Source organism: Ancylomarina sp. YFZ004 (assembly GCF_054254355.1).
Map to the genome: position 1 here is coordinate 752,133 of NZ_JBTCHQ010000001.1, position 18,616 is coordinate 770,748.

The 18,616-nt window shown below is 36.4% G+C and carries 14 protein-coding genes; 6 read left to right on the forward strand and 8 right to left on the reverse strand.

The features are described 5' to 3' along the window. Positions 1 to 141 precede the first annotated feature (141 nt). Positions 142 to 981 (forward strand): FKBP-type peptidyl-prolyl cis-trans isomerase, encoded by an 840-nt coding sequence (locus tag ACXR6G_RS03110; RefSeq protein ID WP_458359930.1) that lies wholly within the window; start codon positions 142 to 144, stop codon positions 979 to 981. 109 nt (positions 982 to 1,090) lie between these two features. Here the strand turns inward: ACXR6G_RS03110 and ACXR6G_RS03115 are convergent, their stop codons facing one another. Next, complete coding sequence (locus ACXR6G_RS03115) at positions 1,091 to 1,843, reverse strand: lysophospholipid acyltransferase family protein (protein WP_458359931.1); 753 nt, start codon at positions 1,841 to 1,843, stop codon at positions 1,091 to 1,093. A gap of 265 nt (positions 1,844 to 2,108) precedes the next feature. Between ACXR6G_RS03115 and ACXR6G_RS03120 the strand changes: the two genes are divergently transcribed. From ACXR6G_RS03120 to ACXR6G_RS03135, 4 genes are all read left to right on the forward strand, one after another. Then, complete coding sequence (locus ACXR6G_RS03120; protein ID WP_458359932.1) at positions 2,109 to 3,518, forward strand: M64 family metallopeptidase; 1,410 nt, start codon at positions 2,109 to 2,111, stop codon at positions 3,516 to 3,518. Between the two features lie 122 nt (positions 3,519 to 3,640). Further along, a complete protein-coding gene (locus tag ACXR6G_RS03125) occupies positions 3,641 to 4,312 on the forward strand; it encodes a Crp/Fnr family transcriptional regulator (protein ID WP_458359933.1) in 672 nt (223 codons plus the stop codon). 242 nt (positions 4,313 to 4,554) lie between these two features. Beyond that, on the forward strand, positions 4,555 to 5,763 hold the full coding sequence (locus ACXR6G_RS03130) for an FprA family A-type flavoprotein (RefSeq protein WP_458359934.1): 1,209 nt from the start codon (positions 4,555 to 4,557) through the stop codon (positions 5,761 to 5,763). Positions 5,764 to 5,994: 231 nt separating this feature from the next. Continuing rightward, positions 5,995 to 7,392, forward strand: a complete 1,398-nt coding sequence (locus ACXR6G_RS03135; protein ID WP_458359935.1) for a hypothetical protein — start codon at positions 5,995 to 5,997, stop codon at positions 7,390 to 7,392. Between the two features lie 123 nt (positions 7,393 to 7,515). Here ACXR6G_RS03135 and ACXR6G_RS03140 read toward each other — a convergent pair whose 3' ends face one another. Next, positions 7,516 to 9,594, reverse strand: a complete 2,079-nt coding sequence (locus tag ACXR6G_RS03140) for a glycoside hydrolase family 97 protein (RefSeq protein ID WP_458359936.1) — start codon at positions 9,592 to 9,594, stop codon at positions 7,516 to 7,518. A 358-nt stretch (positions 9,595 to 9,952) separates the two neighbouring features. On the opposite strand from ACXR6G_RS03140, the gene ACXR6G_RS03145 reads away from it, so the two are divergent. After that, positions 9,953 to 10,567, forward strand: a complete 615-nt coding sequence (locus ACXR6G_RS03145; RefSeq protein WP_458359937.1) for a hypothetical protein — start codon at positions 9,953 to 9,955, stop codon at positions 10,565 to 10,567. Between the two features lie 91 nt (positions 10,568 to 10,658). Here the strand turns inward: ACXR6G_RS03145 and ACXR6G_RS03150 are convergent, their stop codons facing one another. From ACXR6G_RS03150 to leuC, 6 genes are all read right to left on the reverse strand, one after another. Continuing rightward, positions 10,659 to 12,242: a DUF6377 domain-containing protein gene (locus ACXR6G_RS03150; RefSeq protein WP_458359938.1), complete on the reverse strand. Its 1,584-nt coding sequence runs from the start codon at positions 12,240 to 12,242 to the stop codon at positions 10,659 to 10,661. A 115-nt stretch (positions 12,243 to 12,357) separates the two neighbouring features. After that, the gene (gene ilvA, locus ACXR6G_RS03155) at positions 12,358 to 13,623 is read right to left on the reverse strand and encodes a threonine ammonia-lyase IlvA (RefSeq protein WP_458359939.1); all 1,266 of its coding nucleotides are present in this window, start codon (positions 13,621 to 13,623) and stop codon (positions 12,358 to 12,360) included. A 101-nt stretch (positions 13,624 to 13,724) separates the two neighbouring features. Next, positions 13,725 to 14,798 (reverse strand): 3-isopropylmalate dehydrogenase, encoded by a 1,074-nt coding sequence (leuB, locus tag ACXR6G_RS03160; RefSeq protein ID WP_458359940.1) that lies wholly within the window; start codon positions 14,796 to 14,798, stop codon positions 13,725 to 13,727. 183 nt (positions 14,799 to 14,981) lie between these two features. Beyond that, on the reverse strand, positions 14,982 to 16,529 hold the full coding sequence (locus tag ACXR6G_RS03165) for an alpha-isopropylmalate synthase regulatory domain-containing protein (protein WP_458359941.1): 1,548 nt from the start codon (positions 16,527 to 16,529) through the stop codon (positions 14,982 to 14,984). Positions 16,530 to 16,544: 15 nt separating this feature from the next. Beyond that, on the reverse strand, positions 16,545 to 17,129 hold the full coding sequence (gene leuD, locus ACXR6G_RS03170; protein ID WP_458359942.1) for a 3-isopropylmalate dehydratase small subunit: 585 nt from the start codon (positions 17,127 to 17,129) through the stop codon (positions 16,545 to 16,547). A 70-nt stretch (positions 17,130 to 17,199) separates the two neighbouring features. Next, positions 17,200 to 18,600, reverse strand: coding sequence for a 3-isopropylmalate dehydratase large subunit (leuC, locus tag ACXR6G_RS03175; RefSeq protein ID WP_458359943.1), 1,401 nt, complete (start codon positions 18,598 to 18,600; stop codon positions 17,200 to 17,202). Positions 18,601 to 18,616: the final 16 nt, after the last annotated feature.

Genomic DNA, 18,616 nt, shown 5'->3' on the forward strand with positions numbered 1-18,616 from the left:
AATTGAAATTAAAACCCACTTCGTCTTCTCCCCTAAAAAAGATCAATAAGTAAATCTCTTAATTTTTGCAATATTTGCTCCCTCTCAAAAACATTTGGATATGAAACAAGCCCTTGGGATTGCTCAATAAATAATGAATAAATGAAATACAACTTACTTATTTTAATTTTTGCCCTTTTTGTTTCATGTAGCAAAGACGAAGAAACAAATTACATCGAAGAAAACGATAATGATATTATTGAATATATAGAAACACACAAGCTAGATGCAACAAAGAGTAGCACTGGTTTATATTATGTGATTGATGAGCCTGGAACTGGAAAAGATGTAAATCCAAATTCATACGTAAATGTATCATACAAAGGCTATCTTACAAATGGAGACGTATTTGATGAAAGCGATTCAAATGGTATTTACACATACTTACAACAAGTGATCGTAGGATGGACAGAAGGTATCAGTTATTTTAAAGAAGGTGGTAGTGGTAAGCTTTTAATACCAGCTCATCTGGCATATGGGAATTCTAAAAATGGTACAATCCCTAGAGGTTCTGTCCTTATTTTTGATATTCAACTTATAGAAGTATACGATGATATAGAATCCCTATATAAAAGTAAAAACGAGAACGATATCATAAACTATATCACAGATAATGAGCTTGAAGCACAAAAGACTGATACTGGGTTATATTACGTGATTGAAGAAGAAGGAACGGGTATTCAACCTGATGCGAGCTCTTCAGTTACAGTAGCCTACAAAGGTTATTTCAGAAATCATCAAGTCTTTGATAAATCAGAGAGTTATACAAAAAAATTACAAGAGGTTATAAAAGGTTGGACAGAAGGTATCCCCTATTTTAAAGAAGGTGGTAAAGGCAAGCTTTTAATTCCTTCTCATCTAGCATATGGCCCTTACGGTCGTGGTGATATTCCTGGAGGTGCTGTTCTAATTTTTGATATAAACCTTATCGAAGTCAATTAGACCGAACTATTGATTAAATCAATCATCAAATTATAAAAAAGGCTTGATCCTAAGTTTTACACTCAAGGACAAGCCTTTTTATATTCTTTTCAATCTATAAAACAAGGCCTTAAACGCCATATTTCTCATGCAAAGGCTGATTGATTATGGCCTTAAGTTTTTCTTGTAAAGCTTCAGTATCCATCTTTGTCAATCCTTCGGTTGAAATAGGAGGATGAATGACAACCTCAGCAACACCTGGACAAGCATTTCCTTTAAATAAACTACTTCGTTGCAATCTTTTCCAGTTGGTCGTTTGGGTCACTGGCAAAATTGGAATGCCCATTTTAATCGCAATTGATACCGCCCCTGATTTAAACTCGCCAAGTTGTGGTGCATTGGGGGGAATAGTTCCTTCTGGTAAAATAACCAAAGGATGCCCATCCTTTACCACATCCATCATCGCTTTAAAACTCTTTAAGGCTCCTATTCTGTTATGTCTATCAACCAATATATTCATCCCTGAAGTATAAAAAATATGGAAGAGAGGCCATTTTTCAATTTCCTTTTTACCTGTAAACACAAAGCGCTGATCGAAAATCGCATACAAAGGTGCAGGATCGAGGAATGAAGTATGATTAGAACAAATTAAGAAGGGTTGATCTCTAAGAATATTCTCTTTCCCCTTAACTCTTAAATAAATACCTGATCCATATAACCATACTCTGGCATAGACTCTAATTATTTTAAAAGCTGCTGGAAAGCGTTCTTTCTTAGATAGGAAAAACTTGAATAGTGGATAAAATAGCACTAATGTCAATACAAAATAGAGTAAAAAGTAAATTTTGTATATCAGTTTAAATGGAAATAAGATGTAATTCATTTTCAATAAGTCATTTGATAGATCAGTTTCAGATCAATTTCACATAAAAGTATGATAATTTATACGAGTTAATCCAATATTCGACAAAATTAAAATATCCTCAAAAAGATCCATCATAATTTAAGAGAATATGTTTTTTATTATTCAGATAATTCACATCTCAAAAAAAATGGAACAAACAGGTTTATGACATTAAGCATCTTTCCTAAAAGAGATATTGATTATCTTGTGCAGCTAAAGAAATACTAAGCTAAACACTGACACTATGAAAAAGATTTTTGTATTTGCCTTGATGCTAATGGGAATCTCCATTTTTGCACAGGCACAATATGCAGATTATTTTACTTCTGCTACCATGCGATTGGATTACAATCATGTTGGAAATTCAGGAGAAGAACATTTTGCCTTCGACCAAATGGTAAATGATGGCGAATGGGCAGGAAGTAAAACCGTATTGCTTGATGAATTGAAGTTAGGCAAATATTTTTTCGAAGTAAAAGATATCAAAACAGGCAAGCTGCTCTATTCACGTGGCTTTGCAAGTATTTATGGCGAGTGGGAAACAACACCTGAGGCTGATAATGAGTGGGGAAGTTTCCACGAATCACTTCGTTTTCCTTGGCCTAAAGAGGACGTAAATGTCACCATTTTAAAAAGAAATATCAAAAATGGATTCGATCCAGTTTGGACATATAAGGTAAATCCTAAGCATCACCGTGCCTTTACCAATCCAGTAACAAATCATTACAATACAATTGATATTGTGGTAAATGGTAAGCCTGAAAAGCAAGTTGACATAGTGGTATTGGGTGAAGGTTACGCTAAGAAAGATATGGCTAAATTTAAGAAAGATGCTCAGCGTTTTGCTGAAGTTCTTTTAAACACAGAGCCATACGCTTCTTTCAAAGATAAGTTCTCAATCAGAGCTGTTGAAACACCATCTCCAGATTCAGGGGTGAATCATCCTCATCAGGATATTCATACACGTTCTGCCCTTTCAGTAACTTATGGTGCTTTTGATTCTGAACGATATGCTCTAGGATACGATAACAAAACTATTCGCAATGCTGCGGCTGCCGTTCCTTACGAATTTACTGCAATTCTGATGAACGATTCCATTTATGGTGGTGGCGGTATTTACAACTTATATATAACTGCAGCGGTTAATAATGCATTCCAGGAGTACTTATTTGTACACGAGTTTGGGCATCATTTCGCTGACCTGGCTGACGAATATTATACATCAGCAACGGCTTACGAAATGGATGCTGAGCATATGGAACCTTGGGAGTTGAATGTAACTGCCAATACTGATCCTGAAACCATCAAGTGGAAAGATATTGTAACACCTGGCACACCAATTCCAACGCCATGGGAAAAAGAGAAGTATGACGAGCACAGTATTGCCGTTCAGAAAAAACGTGTAGAAATGCGTAAAGCCAAGGTTGACGAAAAGGTGATGGAAGACTTCTTCATCAAGAAAAGAACATGGGATGATGAGCTATTGGCTAATATGAAACACAGTGGTAAAGTTGGTGCTTTTGAAGGGGCACAATACAAATCTAAAGGTTTATATCGTAGTGCTTCTAACTGTATCATGTTTACGCGTCACGATAAATTTTGCCCTGCCTGTCAGCGAGCAATCAAATTGATAATCGATCAGTATTCGAACTAGAATTCTAATCGAAACTAGATATACAAAGCGATTCATTTAATTATGAGTCGCTTTTTTTATTTCCTCAGGCCTACGAATAAAAAAATAAAGATATCTTAGTCTTGAATTTAGAAAAATTAAAAATGCTTAGTCAACAACTTATAGAATCACCCGTTTTTAGAGGCATAGAAGCTGAAGAAATGGAGCTTATTATCGAAAAGATACAATACCGTATTCGTAAATATAAAAAAGGCGATATGGTGGCTTTTCGCGAAGATCGTTGTGAAAACTTAATGATCGTTCTTAAGGGAAGTGTTAAAGGTGAGATGCTCGATCCTTCTGGGAAAACGATTAAGATTGAAGATATTATGGCACCCTACCCTATTGCTTCAGCTTTTCTTTTTGGACAGAAAAATCAGTTTCCGGTGAATGTTACCGCCAATGCTGATGTAGAAATCTTTTTCCTTGATAAACAATCAGTCATTGAGCTCTTTCAGGACAACAAAGTTTTCTTGGTTAACTATCTTAATTCCATATCAAATCGTTCTCAATTCTTAGCTCAAAAGCTTCTCTTTTTAAGTTTTAAGACTATAAAGGGAAAACTGGCCAACTTCATATTAAAGCAAGCTGCACCTGATAAAGAGAAAATAGAACTTCCGAAATCTCAGGCAGAGATGGCACAATTCTTTGGTGTTACTCGCCCATCCTTTGCTCGTAGTCTTAAAGAAATGGAGCAAGAAGGCATGATTGAAGTCAATCGTCGTGAGATTAAAATCTTAAATCGACAATCTTTATTACGCCTGATGCAGCAGTAATCTTATTCATTAAGCTTATAAATAAGATCAAGCAACAAATACACGCTAATTACCAACACCTTACACTCGCCCTCATTCATTCGATTCTTGATAAAAGACATTTTTATCCTTTTCAGAAAAAAAAATAATATTACTTTTGTGCTTTGGAACAAGCATGATTAACTGGTCTTATAATCACCTCATTCATGCTCGATTTCAAGTGAGAAACGAAAACAATATTCAAAACATATAAATCTTTAAGCATGCACAACAGAGTTAACATTAGCGATAAAATTTATTGGGTAGGATGTAACGACAGAAGAACTCATCTTTTCGAAAATTATTGGCCTATTCCTAAAGGAGTCGCATACAATTCGTATGTTATTGTTGACGAGAAAATAGCAATTGTTGATACCGTTGAAAAAGGGGCTATGGATGAGTACCTTGATAATATCGAAGCGGTATTGGATGGTCGTCAAGCAGATTACCTAATTGTGAACCATATGGAGCCTGATCATTCAGGATCGATTCGTTCATTAACTGAACGTTACCCTAATATGCAGATTGTTGGGAACAAGAAGACATTCCCAATGTTGAAAGGTTTTTATGGTATTTCTGAAAACTTACTTGAGGTTAAAGAAGGTGACACTATCGATTTGGGTGAGCACAAGCTGAACTTTGCAATGGTTCCAATGTTGCACTGGCCTGAAACTATGGTCACTTTCGAATCAACAAAGGGGATTCTTTTCTCTGGTGATGCCTTTGGTGCTTTCGGTACTTTAGATGGTAGTATTTTCGACGACGAGTTGGATCTTGAATATCTTGAAGAAGAAATCAGCCGTTACTACTCAAATATTGTTGGTAAGTATGGTAGCCCTACTCAGCAAGCACTTAAGAAATTAGCTGGACTAGATATTAAAATGATTTGTGCCACTCACGGTCCTATCTGGAGAACGCATGTTGCTGATATCATTGCAAAATATGACAAATGGAGTAAGTACGAAACTGACGAAGGTGTTGTGATTGTATTCTCATCAATGTATGGTAATACTGAGAAAATGGCTGACAATATTGCTCGCCAATTGGTTAAGCGTGGTATCAAAAAAATTAGAATTCATGATGCTTCCAAAACACACCCTTCTTACATCATAAACGATATTTTCCGTTTCCGTGGTGTTATTTTAGGATCTTGTGCTTACAATGGTGGACTTTTCCCAGCTATGGAGACCCTAGTTCACGAATTGCAGAATATGGCCGTTAAAAACCACGTTCTAGGTATTTTCGGATCGAAAGCCTGGGGTGGCGGAGGTGTTCGTACACTAAGCAAATTTGCCGAAGCAATTAAGTGGGAAGTTGTTGCTGATCCTGCTGAAGCACTTTGTGCTCCTGCTAATAAAGATTACAATCAGTGTGAAGTTATTGCAGAAAACATGGCGAATCGTTTGAAAGAATTATATAGCGATAATCAGTAAGCAATTACTGTTTAAATATAGAACGAACGCCTTCGAGAAATCGGAGGCGTTTTTTTGTTATCTATAATAGAAGCTTCATATAGTTAACCATAATTATCATGATGAAGATTTTGGATAATTCTTATTGTTTTGTAGATTCAATGAGCGAACATAAGAACCAAATATCTTCTTAAAACTATTCCATACAGAAATATAATAAGTTCATAGGATAATCAATTTTATACATAAAAGATGAGAACCGAATATAGAATTATTGATGGTAAAATTAAAAATAATAAAACTAATTGTGAGAGTCGTATTAAATTTAGCATCACCAATTATATAAATGGAATATATTACTTTGAAGTCTATTTATTAAATGAATCTTTTAAAGAACAATATTTTCAAGATGAAAGGTGCATGGTTGATGATCATGAGCTTACTGGCAAAACTGATAAGAATGAACAAATAACGGTAACAAATCTATCCGTAGCTAGTTTAAAATCTTCACAAAACTCTAAGATAGCTTATGAATGTAATGGATACATTGAATTAATATCAGAAGATGATTCAATGTATAATAATGAAGTAGAAAACAAAATAGAGCAAAATATTGAATACATAGAGTTAGAAGGACTTAATTTATTTTTAGCAGACCATACCCAAAAGAAGTTATATAGAAGTGGAGAAAAAGTAACTGATTTTTTTGATTTTGAATTTGATCATTACACTTCTCAACTAGTGTGTAATAATATTGATCAAGTGGTAAATAACTTTAATCTTGTTTTTTATAAAAATGCAATAAATGATAACATTATTCTTGAATTCACATTTAAAGAAAATAATAATCTTGCGTTAAAATCATATTATAAAATCAAGAGGGATTTACTCTCAATCTTGACACTCGCAAATAACGGAAACATTAAAGTACGCTCAGAATTATTTGGACAATATACCTCTAAAAACCAGAATGGATTTGTTGATAGTAGTATGAAAAGAATATATTCCTTTAGGGAAAAAAAGAAACCTATAAATAATAGATATTTATCTATCAATAAAAAGGTCTCTGGATCGAACAATACTGTCAAAACACTACTAATAAACTCTTTTGATAGTTTTATTGAAGAAAATATAAAATTCGACTTAACAAATGCTATTCTAAATATTATAAATGCAGAATCTGTAGAAATTGAAGAACGATATTATATCCTTATCACAGTTCTAGAAAAATTAGCTTCAAGATTATCTAATCTTGAAAATAATTACGAAAAAAAGGTCTTGCTTAATGAAGAAATCTTTTCAGACTTAAAAAAAGATCTAATAAAGACCACAAGTAAATACAAAAATAATTTCTCAACAAAAAATGATTACAATACATTTCAATCTAAAATTGGAGTTCTAAATAGAATAAACAAAAATGAAACCAAAGAAAAATTATCTGAGCTGTTTAAATATGCTAATGTTGAATTAACTGATCAGTTGAGAAGCTTAATTAGCACTGAAAGAAATTCAGCTGTACATGAGGGTAAATTTGGTGACTCGTACAAGGAAATGTATATCAATTATTTTGTTCTTGACCATGCAATCAGAGATATCATACTGAATATAATTAAATATAATGGTAAGAGATATAGACAAATATATTTTTAATATAAGTTCTGCATATTATTTTATGTGAATTAAAACACTAAGTAAAGTAGTCGTCATGATATAAAAATCCCAACAGCACATGACATACTGTTGGGATAAAAACGAACGAGTTTTAAATATCTATTACTTAATTTCGATTAGGCTAATTGCTGCACCACCACCGGCTGCAAGATGCAAGTCAAGTGTTGACTTAGCGTCTACAATTTGCTTTTCAATCTTATAATCAGTTGGGTTTTTATCCCAGTGTGCTTTCTCTCCATCTAAATACAAAATGGCTTGATACTTTTTTCCTTTTGGAAGGAAATCAAGCTTAACGCTCATATTTCTGGCTTTTTCGTCACTAATAGAACCCACAAACCAATTGTTCGAAGCTCTGTCCTGACGAGCAATCGTTACAAATTCACCAATCTCCCCGTTTAGAACTTTAGATTGTTCCCAATTCACCACAACATCGCGGATAAATTGAAAAGCAGGATGTCCTTTATAGTTCTCAATCAAATCAGGAACCATTTGGATTGGACTATTCAAAACCACATATAAAGCTAACTGCTGTGCCAAGGTTGTATTCACCTGATTGTTGGCTTTATAAGGCTTCAGTTTGATATTAAAAATACCAGGTGTGTAATCGATAGGACCTGCAAGCATTCGGGTGAAAGCTACAATTGGAAGGTGTTCTGCTGGGTTTCCACCATCGCTCGACCAAGCATTAAATTCCTGACCACGCAAACCTTCACGAGCAATAGCATTCGGGAAAGTTCGGCGCAAACCTGTTGCTTTAATTGGCTCGTGAGCATTAACAGCCACCTTGTATTTTGCTCCCATCTCCAGAGCACGACGGTAATGATTCACCATCCACTGTCCGTGGTGATATTCCCCTTTAGGAATTAACTTACCCACATATCCAGTCTTAACCGAATGGATGCCCAATGAGTTCATCAAATGATAAGCACTATCCATTTGCTGGTCGTAAGTTCTTGGAGCTGCAGAAGTCTCATGATGCATAATCAGCTCAACACCTTTTTCTTTACCATAACGAACCACCTCAGGCAAATCGTAATCTTCGTAAGAAGTCACAAAATCGAATACACCTTCACGGTCTTCAAACCCAATCCAATGTTCCCAACCAGTATTCCAACCTTCAACTAACATTCCTCCAATATTGTTTTCCGATGCAAAATCGATCAACTCTTTGGCATATTCAGTAGTTGCTCCATGATTGCCACTTGCCTTATCCCAGGTCTTAGTTCCCAAGTGCATATCCCACCAAATACCAACATACTTCATAGGTGTGAAATACGAAACATCACCAATTTTGTTGGGCTCATTTAGGTTTACAATTAAATCTGACTCAATTAAATCACCTGCCTTTTCAGCAATCTGAATAGTTCTCCAAGGCGTATGGAATGGCAAAGATCGTTTCACCTTATACTTTGTTCTCTCTGATCCTACCAAAGTAGAAACCATCTTCATATTCGAAGTATCTACTTTAAGTGTCATACCTGAATAATCCGTCAGGTTAGCCTCATGAAAACTCAAATAGATTCCCTCGGCAGTTTTCATACTCACTGGGGTATTCACCGCATTGTTAGGGATTGAGGTTTGAGCCAAACTCGCATGACCACGCAATTTAGTCGCATCAATCTCAGAAAATTGAGTTGTATGATAAAGATGTTCATAGATATCCCAGTCACCAGGAATCCACCATACCTTATGGTCGCCAGTTAGATTAAACTCGGTATTCTCTTCAGCAATCAAAAGCTCTTTCATAGCTTCTTGCTCAGGAAAGTCATATCTAAAACCTATCCCATCATTATAGGCTTTGAACTCTAAATTCATTTTTCTGTTGGGTGCATCTTTTTCAGCTAAAGCCACAATAAGTTGGTTAAAGTGATCTTCAACCATACGCTTTTCGCCCCAAGGCATTTCCCATGTAGAATTGCTGCTTGTTTGCTTTGCTGATACAATTTCCCATCCCGATTTAATAGCAGGCATATTGGTGAAATCGAAACCTAATGTTGAAGGATCAATTACTGATTTCCCATTGAAATGAACCTGATAAGCTGGCTGACCATTTTCAAGATTAACAGTAATTGCAATTTTTCCATCGGGCGATTTAAGCTCTTGCTTTTGCATATTGCCAATACAAGAAACCATGGCAGCTGTTAGAACGACCAGGCCAAATAAAAGTCTTTTAATATTCATGAGTTTGTAATTTGATTTTGATTGTTTTCGATAATCAAAATAAGAGCATTCAATTTCCAATAACTAAAATATAAACCAATATATAGACGAACAATGACAAGTTACAACTCTAACATACTCACAAACTGCAAACTAAACAAACTCGGGATTTTATAAAATATAGACAAGATACAAGAGTACCATGTAATATATATCAGTTTAAAGAATATTTCGTTGAGATAAGATTCAACTATTCCAAGGACAAGCGGTCTTCTAATTGATTCTTCTACAGAAAAAAGGCAATAAATAACATTAAACAATAGAATACATATTGTTATATTTGAAGTGCATTTTAATTATCAATAAAACATTTATAAACATGAAAAAAGTAATCTTTCTTCTAATTGCATTAGCAACTTCAACACTTGCAATTGGACAAGAGGACAAAACAGAACAGATCAAAGAAGTTGGTCTTACATTTAGAAATCTCGACAATTTCGGATTTAGCTATAAAGTTGGAACAAAACATGAATTATGGAGGTTCAATGCCGTTTCTCTATCTGGGAACATTGATAATCGAAATTATGATGATAGTTCAGATGATACAGATTCTAAGAAATTTGGACTAGGCTTTAGTGTTGGAAAGGAATATAGAAAGTTAATTGCAAAGAATTTTGAATACAGATATGGTTTCGATTTTTCATTTGCTTATAATCACTCAAAAAACACTCAAACCAATTATTCTCAGTACAGTCAGTATAACAATTCATATACTGAAAAAAGCAAATTATTCACCCCTGGAGTTAATTTAGTATTTGGACTCAATTACATCCTTGGTGAAAATTTAATTTTAGGTGCAGAGCTTATGCCATATATTACATATACATTTGGAGAATCTTCTGTAGAAGATTATGATACAACAACGGAATACTCCAATTTCAGTTATGGTTTTGACAGTTCTTCTGTCTTATTGTCTCTAGCATATCGATTCTAATTATAAGATTTAAAAATTTCAACTAGAAGTATAATGCTCAAATACCTTTAAGCTATTTGGGCATTTTTCTTACACGAAAATATGTATACTTTTAAACCGACTTAATCGCCATCACCTTTAAATCGAAGGCCTCGTTGGGGTAAATGGAGCGATTTCTGATCTTAGTTTTATAGGTATAAATGGTATTGACTGAAAGGTTGAGGATACTGGCGATTTTCTCGCTATCGGCAATACCAATTCGTATTAAAGCAAAGATACGAAGATCGGTATTTAGAGATAAATTGTCCTTTAAATGTATTCCGTCCTTTTTATCGAAAAGCTGATTGAAGCGTTGGACAAAATCAGGAAATAGCTTCAAGAAGATTCGGTCGAAATCTTCGAACAGACGTTTCCGTTCATTCTTGGAGTTGTATTTCTTCAATTCCTGCTCAATATTATCATAGGATTTCGTGATCAGCTGTCGGGAGATACTCTTCTTAAAATCTTCAAGCTTATCGATATATTGAGAACTAAAGTTGAAATAATAACCGATATACTCTTCCTTTATTTGACTTGCTTCACGAAGAAGCTCGTTTACATGAGTTAAGTTCTGATTACTTCGTTCAATTTCCTTTCGTGCTTGTCGTAATTTCTGTAACTGACGAAGAATAACCAATGAAAAAGCCAGTACCAACAAACTGATAAGGCCAACCAATTTTTTCTGTTTATTTTCTTTTTGGAAACGCGCCGATTCAATTAAAGGCAAGGTGTATGAAATTTCAAATTTCCGCTGCTCTGAACCATAAAAATCGGCATCGGCCTTAGCCAAAAGAATATACTGATAGGCCTTATCAATATCGCCTTCCTTATAGAAAATTTCAGCCAAGGACCGACAGGCAGTTGTTTCCTTAATGCCCGCTTTAATATCACCAATACTGGCTCTCATCAGAAATTCTTTAGCCTTTTCGCTTTTATTCCTATCAGCATAAATAAAACCCAAACCCGAGGTTACAATAGCCGTCTCATGATCATTCAGGTCAAATTGATTCAGAAGATTCAAATAATGCCTTTCAGCTTTTGAGAGCTCTCCACTCACCATCTCCTGAAGTGCCATTCCCAATACTTTCTCAAAAGATGGTTCTGGAAATTCTTCAATCAATTTTCGACTGTAATAATGCCCCAATTCTTTGTACTTCTCACTGTAGTGTTTATCTCTTGAATAGCCCGATAAATCGTAGTACGCACGGTAGGCTGTGCTGTAGAATTCCTTTCTTTTAACCTTTGGCAGAAACTCATATTTAACCGTTTTTATCGTGTCAATCGAAGAGGTGTACAAGCCTTTCAAAAGCATGATTAAACTGAGCTTCGATTTAGATTCAGCAATCTTAGCCTCATCCTTTAAACTATAAGCGAAACGGTTGGCTTCTTGTGCATATTTGAATGCTGAATCGTAAACAAAATACTCGTAAGCCTTTACTGATTTCATTAAAGCAGAGAATTCCTTATCTGTATTTTTTTCTTCTCTGGTAGATCGTAAATCCTCCAAGAGATTTTTAACAGTCTCCTTCTTGGCAACATCTATCTCATCACGTTTCAATATATAATGATCCAATTGCTTAGACCAATTTGTCTGAGCAACGCTAGTTTGACAAAGAATGAACTGAATGAATAATATAGAAAAGAGAAACCTTAGCATATTGAACTGTGTGTATTGAAATAAATGTAGAACACAAAGTAAAGCATAAAATGCAAAAACAAAAATAGGAGATCAAGCGCTAACCCATCTCCTATTTTCTCTATTCTTAATATGCTTAAACTATAAGCTGAAATAAATCTGTTTTATCGTTTAGGTATTCGAAAATAAAATTACGATCCGCCATTCTCTGCTGTAGACGTTGCAAGTCTTCAGGATTTTGAACTTCGATGCCTATAACCGCTGGCCCTTTTTCTCGGCTGCTTTTCTTATAATATTCAAAATGAGTGATGTCGTCACCCGAATCAAGGACATCATTCACAAACTCTTTCAAAGCTCCTGATCGTTGTGGGAATCGAACCATGAAATAATGTTTCAAGCCTTCATATAAAAGACTTCTTTCCTTTATCTCTTCCATTCGAGTAATGTCGTTATTGCTACCACTGAGAACACAGACGACATTTTTACCCTGAATCTTGTCACCCATCAATTCCAAAGCAGCAATGGATAAAACACCTGCTGGTTCTGCAACTATGGCATCCTCATTATATAAACTCAATATCGTTGAACAAATCAGACCTTCGGGAACAACCAAAATATCATCCAATACCTTTTCACAGATTTTCCAGGTGTAATCACCGACTTTCTGGACAGCTGCTCCGTCAACAAAACGATCTATACTTTCAAGTGCAAGATTACACTTATTGTCCAATGCCAACTTCATGGATGCGGCTCCTTTGGGTTCTACACCAATAATTTTGGTATTGGGACTAAATTCTTTTATCCATGCACCTACACCAGAAGCCAGTCCTCCACCACCTATAGGCAGAATTAAATAATCAATCGGCTCATTGAATTGTTGCAATATTTCCAAACCAATTGTTCCCTGTCCTTCTATTGTTTTAGGATCGTCAAAAGGGTGAATAAAAGTTTTCCCCAACTCCTTGGCGTCAGCTATGGCTTTCGAAGAGGCATCATCAAAAGTATCTCCTATAAGGAAAACTTCCACATAATCACCACCAAACATTTTAACCTGCTTAATCTTCTGTCGAGGCGTTGTTTCGGGCATATAAATACTTCCAAAACATTTCAATTTCTGACAGGAATATGCTACACCTTGCGCATGATTTCCAGCACTAGCACAAACAATTCCTTTATCTAAGCAAGCTTTACTCAGGCTTGATATTTTATTATATGCACCTCTTATTTTATAGGATCGAACCAATTGCAAATCTTCTCGCTTAAGATGAATATTTGCTTGATATCTGCTAGATAGATTCAAATTTTTGAGCAAAGGCGAGACGATCGCGACATCTTGAACCTTCTGATTTGCCTTGACTATCTCCGACATTATCGGATAATATTCTTTCTTATTTTCTGACACAATTTTCCCTTTTAATTTAAGCTTGCTCAGAGACAAATCTCTGAGCATACTCTATTGACTTGTTTATAAGGGTAACCAATCCTCAACATCAAGATTAACAACTAACTGAAGTTCTTTACATAGTCAGCTAACCAGTCACCTACTTCGCTGGTACTATATACTTTTTTACCATCGGCAATATCTTCTGTTACCACGCCTGCTTCAAGAGCTTTGTCTACGGCTTCACGAATCAAAGCGCCTTCCTTCATCATACCAAATGCATACTCAAACATCATGGCAGCAGAAAGAACTGTAGCACATGGATTTGCAATGTTTTTACCAGTTGCCTGAGGATATGAACCATGAATTGGCTCAAAAACGGAAGTATGTACACCTATAGACGCTGAAGGTAACATGCCCATAGATCCTGAAATCACACTTGCTTCATCGGTAAGGATATCTCCAAACATATTCTCGGTAACCATCACATCGAAACGTTTTGGCCATGTGATTAATTGCATAGCGGCATTATCGACAAACATGTATTCCACTTCAATTTCAGGAAATTCGGGCTCTATTTTCTGAGCTGTTTCTCTCCACAACCTTGAAGTCGCCAACACATTAGCCTTATCAACGATGGTTAATTTTTTACGACGTTTTCCTGCATATTCAAATCCCAAACGAACAATTCTCTCGATTTCTTCAACCGTATAAACGCAAGTGTCGTAAGCCGTTTTACCATCTTCAGAACGCCCTTGTGGACGCCCAAAGTAAATCCCACCAGTTAGCTCTCGAATACACATAAAATCAGCTCCATCAACGAGTTCAGTTTTCAAAGGCGATTTATGAATCAAAGATTTGAATGTCGTTACAGGGCGAAGATTCGCATACAAGCCTAACTTCTGACGCATAGCTAACAGGCCTTGCTCCGGACGCATCTTTGCTGTTGGATCATTGTCGAACTTTGGATGACCGATGGCTCCAAATAAAACTGCATCTGAATTCATACAAATCTCGTGGGTTTCATCAGGATAAGGACTGCCTACTTCATCAATGGCAACAGCACCGACAAGAGCTTCGGTATATTCAAAGTCATGTCCGAATTTTTGAACAATTGCATCGGTTACTTTTCTGGCTTGTGCTACGATTTCCGGACCAATTCCATCTCCGGCTAATACTGCTATTTTATATGACATTATTTTGATGATTTGTTAATGAGTGAATGTGATAATTTGTGCTTTTATAAATGTGTAATGGTGTTTTCGGTTATGCGTTATCCCTATTTTCTATTAGATTATCAGGATGACAAGAGACAACTAAAAACTACCAGAGAAACCTTTAACCTTTAACCTTTAACCTTTAACTCCCAATTCTCGGGATCAGAGGAGCTGGCTTACTTCCTTATTCATCTCAATCAGGTTAAGCATTCGGATTGTTGCTTTAATAGCCGCTTCAATCTGATCTGGATCCAAACCTCTGGTTTTATATTCTTTGCCCTTATAGTTCCAGGTAATTAACGTTTCGACAAGAGCATCTGTTTTTCCTCCGGGAGGAATTCGAACAAGGTAATCGCTTAGTACAGGTCGGTCTCTTTCCAGCTCTTCATAAACACGCCAAATAGCATTCATAAAAGCATCATACTGACCATCTCCTGAAGCTGTACCTTCATACATGACACCATTAATCTCTAAGTTGATAGAAGCAAAGGGCCTCATCCCTTTCGAAAGGGATAAAGAATAATGCTTGATCTGAATGGGCATCTCCTCCATAGTCTGATTTAAAACATCAGAAACAATATAAGGCAGATCATCTATTGTTACCATTTCTTTTTTGTCTCCCAATTCTATCACTCGCTGGGTTACAATCTTCATGGTTTCCTCTTCCAGGCTTATCCCCAATTCTTCCAAATTCTTCTTAATGTTCGCTTTTCCTGAAGTTTTCCCCAAGGCATATTTACGTTCACGGCCGAAGCGCTCAGGCATTAATCGGTTAAAATAAAGCTCATCTTTTGAATCACCATCAGCATGTACACCACAGGTTTGAGTAAAGACATTTTCTCCAACTAAAGGCTTGTTAGCAGGAATTCGAATACCTGAAAAAGTCTCCACGATACGACTCACCGTATTTATCTTATCCTCATCCACATTGATTTTTCGAGCCAAATGATCTTTTAGAACCCCTACTACCGAGGCCAGAGGAGCATTACCTGCTCTCTCACCAAGACCATTTATAGTGGTGTGAATGCCATTCATACCTGCCAAAACAGCTGAGTACACATTAGCAAGAGCCAAATCATAATCGTTATGAGCATGAAAATCAAAATGCAGTTTTGGGTATCTTTCGCGACAAGCAGAACAAAAATCAAAAGCCTGTACCTGATTCATCACTCCCAAAGTATCTGGCAACATGAAACGTTGAATATTTTCATTTTGCAATTCATCCAAAAGATACCAAACGTAATCTCTCGAAGTGTGCATTCCATTAGACCAATCCTCAAGATATAAATTCACCTTGATTCCTAGTTTTGTAGCATAAGCGACAGCATCTTTAACATCCTGAACATGCTGTTGGGGCGTCTTTCTCAGTTGCCCTCGTAAGTGTTTCAACGAACCTTTTGCCAACAGATTGACGACTCTGGCTCCACTGGCGTGAATCCAATCCAGAGAAGCGTTCCCATCAACAAAACCTAATACTTCAATTTTATCGAGGAAGTCATGTTTCTCTGCCCACTTGGCAATTCGCTGTACGGCTTTAAATTCTCCTTTAGATACTCTGGCTGAGGCTACTTCTACGCGATCGACTTTTAAGGATCGTAGTAATAACTTTACGACACCCAATTTTTCTTCAGAATTAAAGCTCACCCCAGAGGTCTGTTCGCCATCCCTAAGGGTGGTATCCATTATTTCTAAGCGACACAGTTCGTTCATTTTATACCTCTTCCTTTATTTTTTAGCTTCGAAAGCTTCTATTTTATTTTTCCTATCGAGAAGATAATCGATATCATCGAATCCATTCAGCAGGCAATTTTTCTTATAGGGATTAATTACAAATTCTTCACTTTCGTCATTTAAAGTGATGCTTTGCTTCTCCAAATCAACTACTAACTTTTGACTCTTATTTTTCTCTACAGCGTCGAAAATAGTCTTTAAGAATTCTGACGATACAGTAACTGGGAGCACCCCATTATTCAAGGCATTATTTTGAAAAATATCAGCAAAAAAACTACTCACAACCACCTTAAAACCATAATCGTGAATCGCCCATGCTGCGTGCTCTCTTGAAGAACCAGATCCGAAATTCTTTCCGCCCACTAATATTTCACCCGAATATTCTGATTGATTCAAAACGAATTCCGGATTCTCTTGCCCATCAGGTGTATATCTCCAGTCGCGAAAAAGATTTTCTCCAAAACCATCACGGCTGGTTGCTTTTAAAAATCGTGCTGGTATAATCTGGTCTGTATCCACATTTTCAACAGGAAGCGGGACATATGTCGATTCCAATGTGGTAAATTTATCTATTGACATGCTGTATGTGTGTTAATGTGAAAAAATGAGATCAGTTGTCGGTTTTCAGTTATCGATAACTGATACCTGATTACAAGAACTCTCTTGGGTCAGAGATAACTCCAGTTACAGCTGCAGCTGCAGCAGTCAATGGACTAGCCAATAATGTTCTGGCTCCTGGTCCTTGTCTTCCTTCAAAATTTCTGTTCGAAGTAGAAACACTATACTTTCCAGCTGGAACTTTATCATCATTCATTGCCAAACATGCCGAACATCCCGGCTGACGCATTTTAAATCCTGCTTCTTCCAGAATCTCAACCAATCCCTCTTCCTGAGCTTGTTTCTCGACTTGTTTCGATCCGGGAACAATCCAAGCCGTAACTGATTCTGCTTTTTTCTTTCCCTTCACAGCAGATGCAAGAATTCGAAGATCTTCGATACGTCCATTGGTACAAGAACCAACAAACACGTAATCGACTTTCTTACCCAGAAGTTTATCTCCTAAGTCGAAGCCCATATAGTCCAAAGATTTTTTGAAAGTTGGTAGCTCAGAAGGATCAACTTCTGATTCAGTTGGAATGCTTCCTGAAATACCAACTCCCATTCCTGGATTGGTTCCATAGGTTAGCATGGGTTCAATATCCGAAGCCTTAAAAACATATTCTTTATCAAAACTTGCGCCTTCATCGGTTTTCAATTCTTTCCATTTGGCAACAGCTTTAGTCCACTCTTCGCCCTTTGGAGCAAATTCACGACCTTCAACATAATCAAAAGTCGTTTGATCCGGTGCAATCATTCCACCACGAGCTCCCATTTCGATACTCATATTACAAACGGTCATTCGACCTTCCATGCTTAAACTGCTAACAGCAGGGCCTGCATATTCTACAAAGTATCCCGTTGCTCCTCCTGTTCCCAATTGTGCAATCACATAAAGCGTCAGATCTTTAGCCGTTACACCTTTTTGCAATTCACCATTAACCGTGATTAGCATTTTTTTAGGTTTTGGCTGTAAAATACACTGAGTGGCAAAAACCATCTCAACCTCCGAAGTCCCAATACCAAAAGCTACTGCACCAAAAGCACCATGTGTCGATGTATGACTATCGCCGCAAACCAAAGTCATGCCAGGTTGGGTATGCCCCAGTTCTGGACCAACAACATGAACAATTCCATTGTAGGGATGATTTAATCCATAAAGCGTGATGTTATTTTTCTCACAATTAGCTGTTAAAGTCTCAACTTGCTTTCTCGACAATTCATCCTTGATACTGAGATGTTGATTTTCTGTAGGAATGTTATGATCTGGTGTGGCAATGGTATTTTCAGGACGAAAAACTTTTAGATCTCTTGCTTCCAATCCAGAAAAAGCTTGTGGACTAGTCACCTCGTGAATCAAATGCTTATCGATATAAAATACACTTGGACCTCCATCAATCTTCTCAACAACGTGAGCATCCCAGACTTTATCAAATAGTGTTTTTGGTTCCATATTACTTTTTTAATAC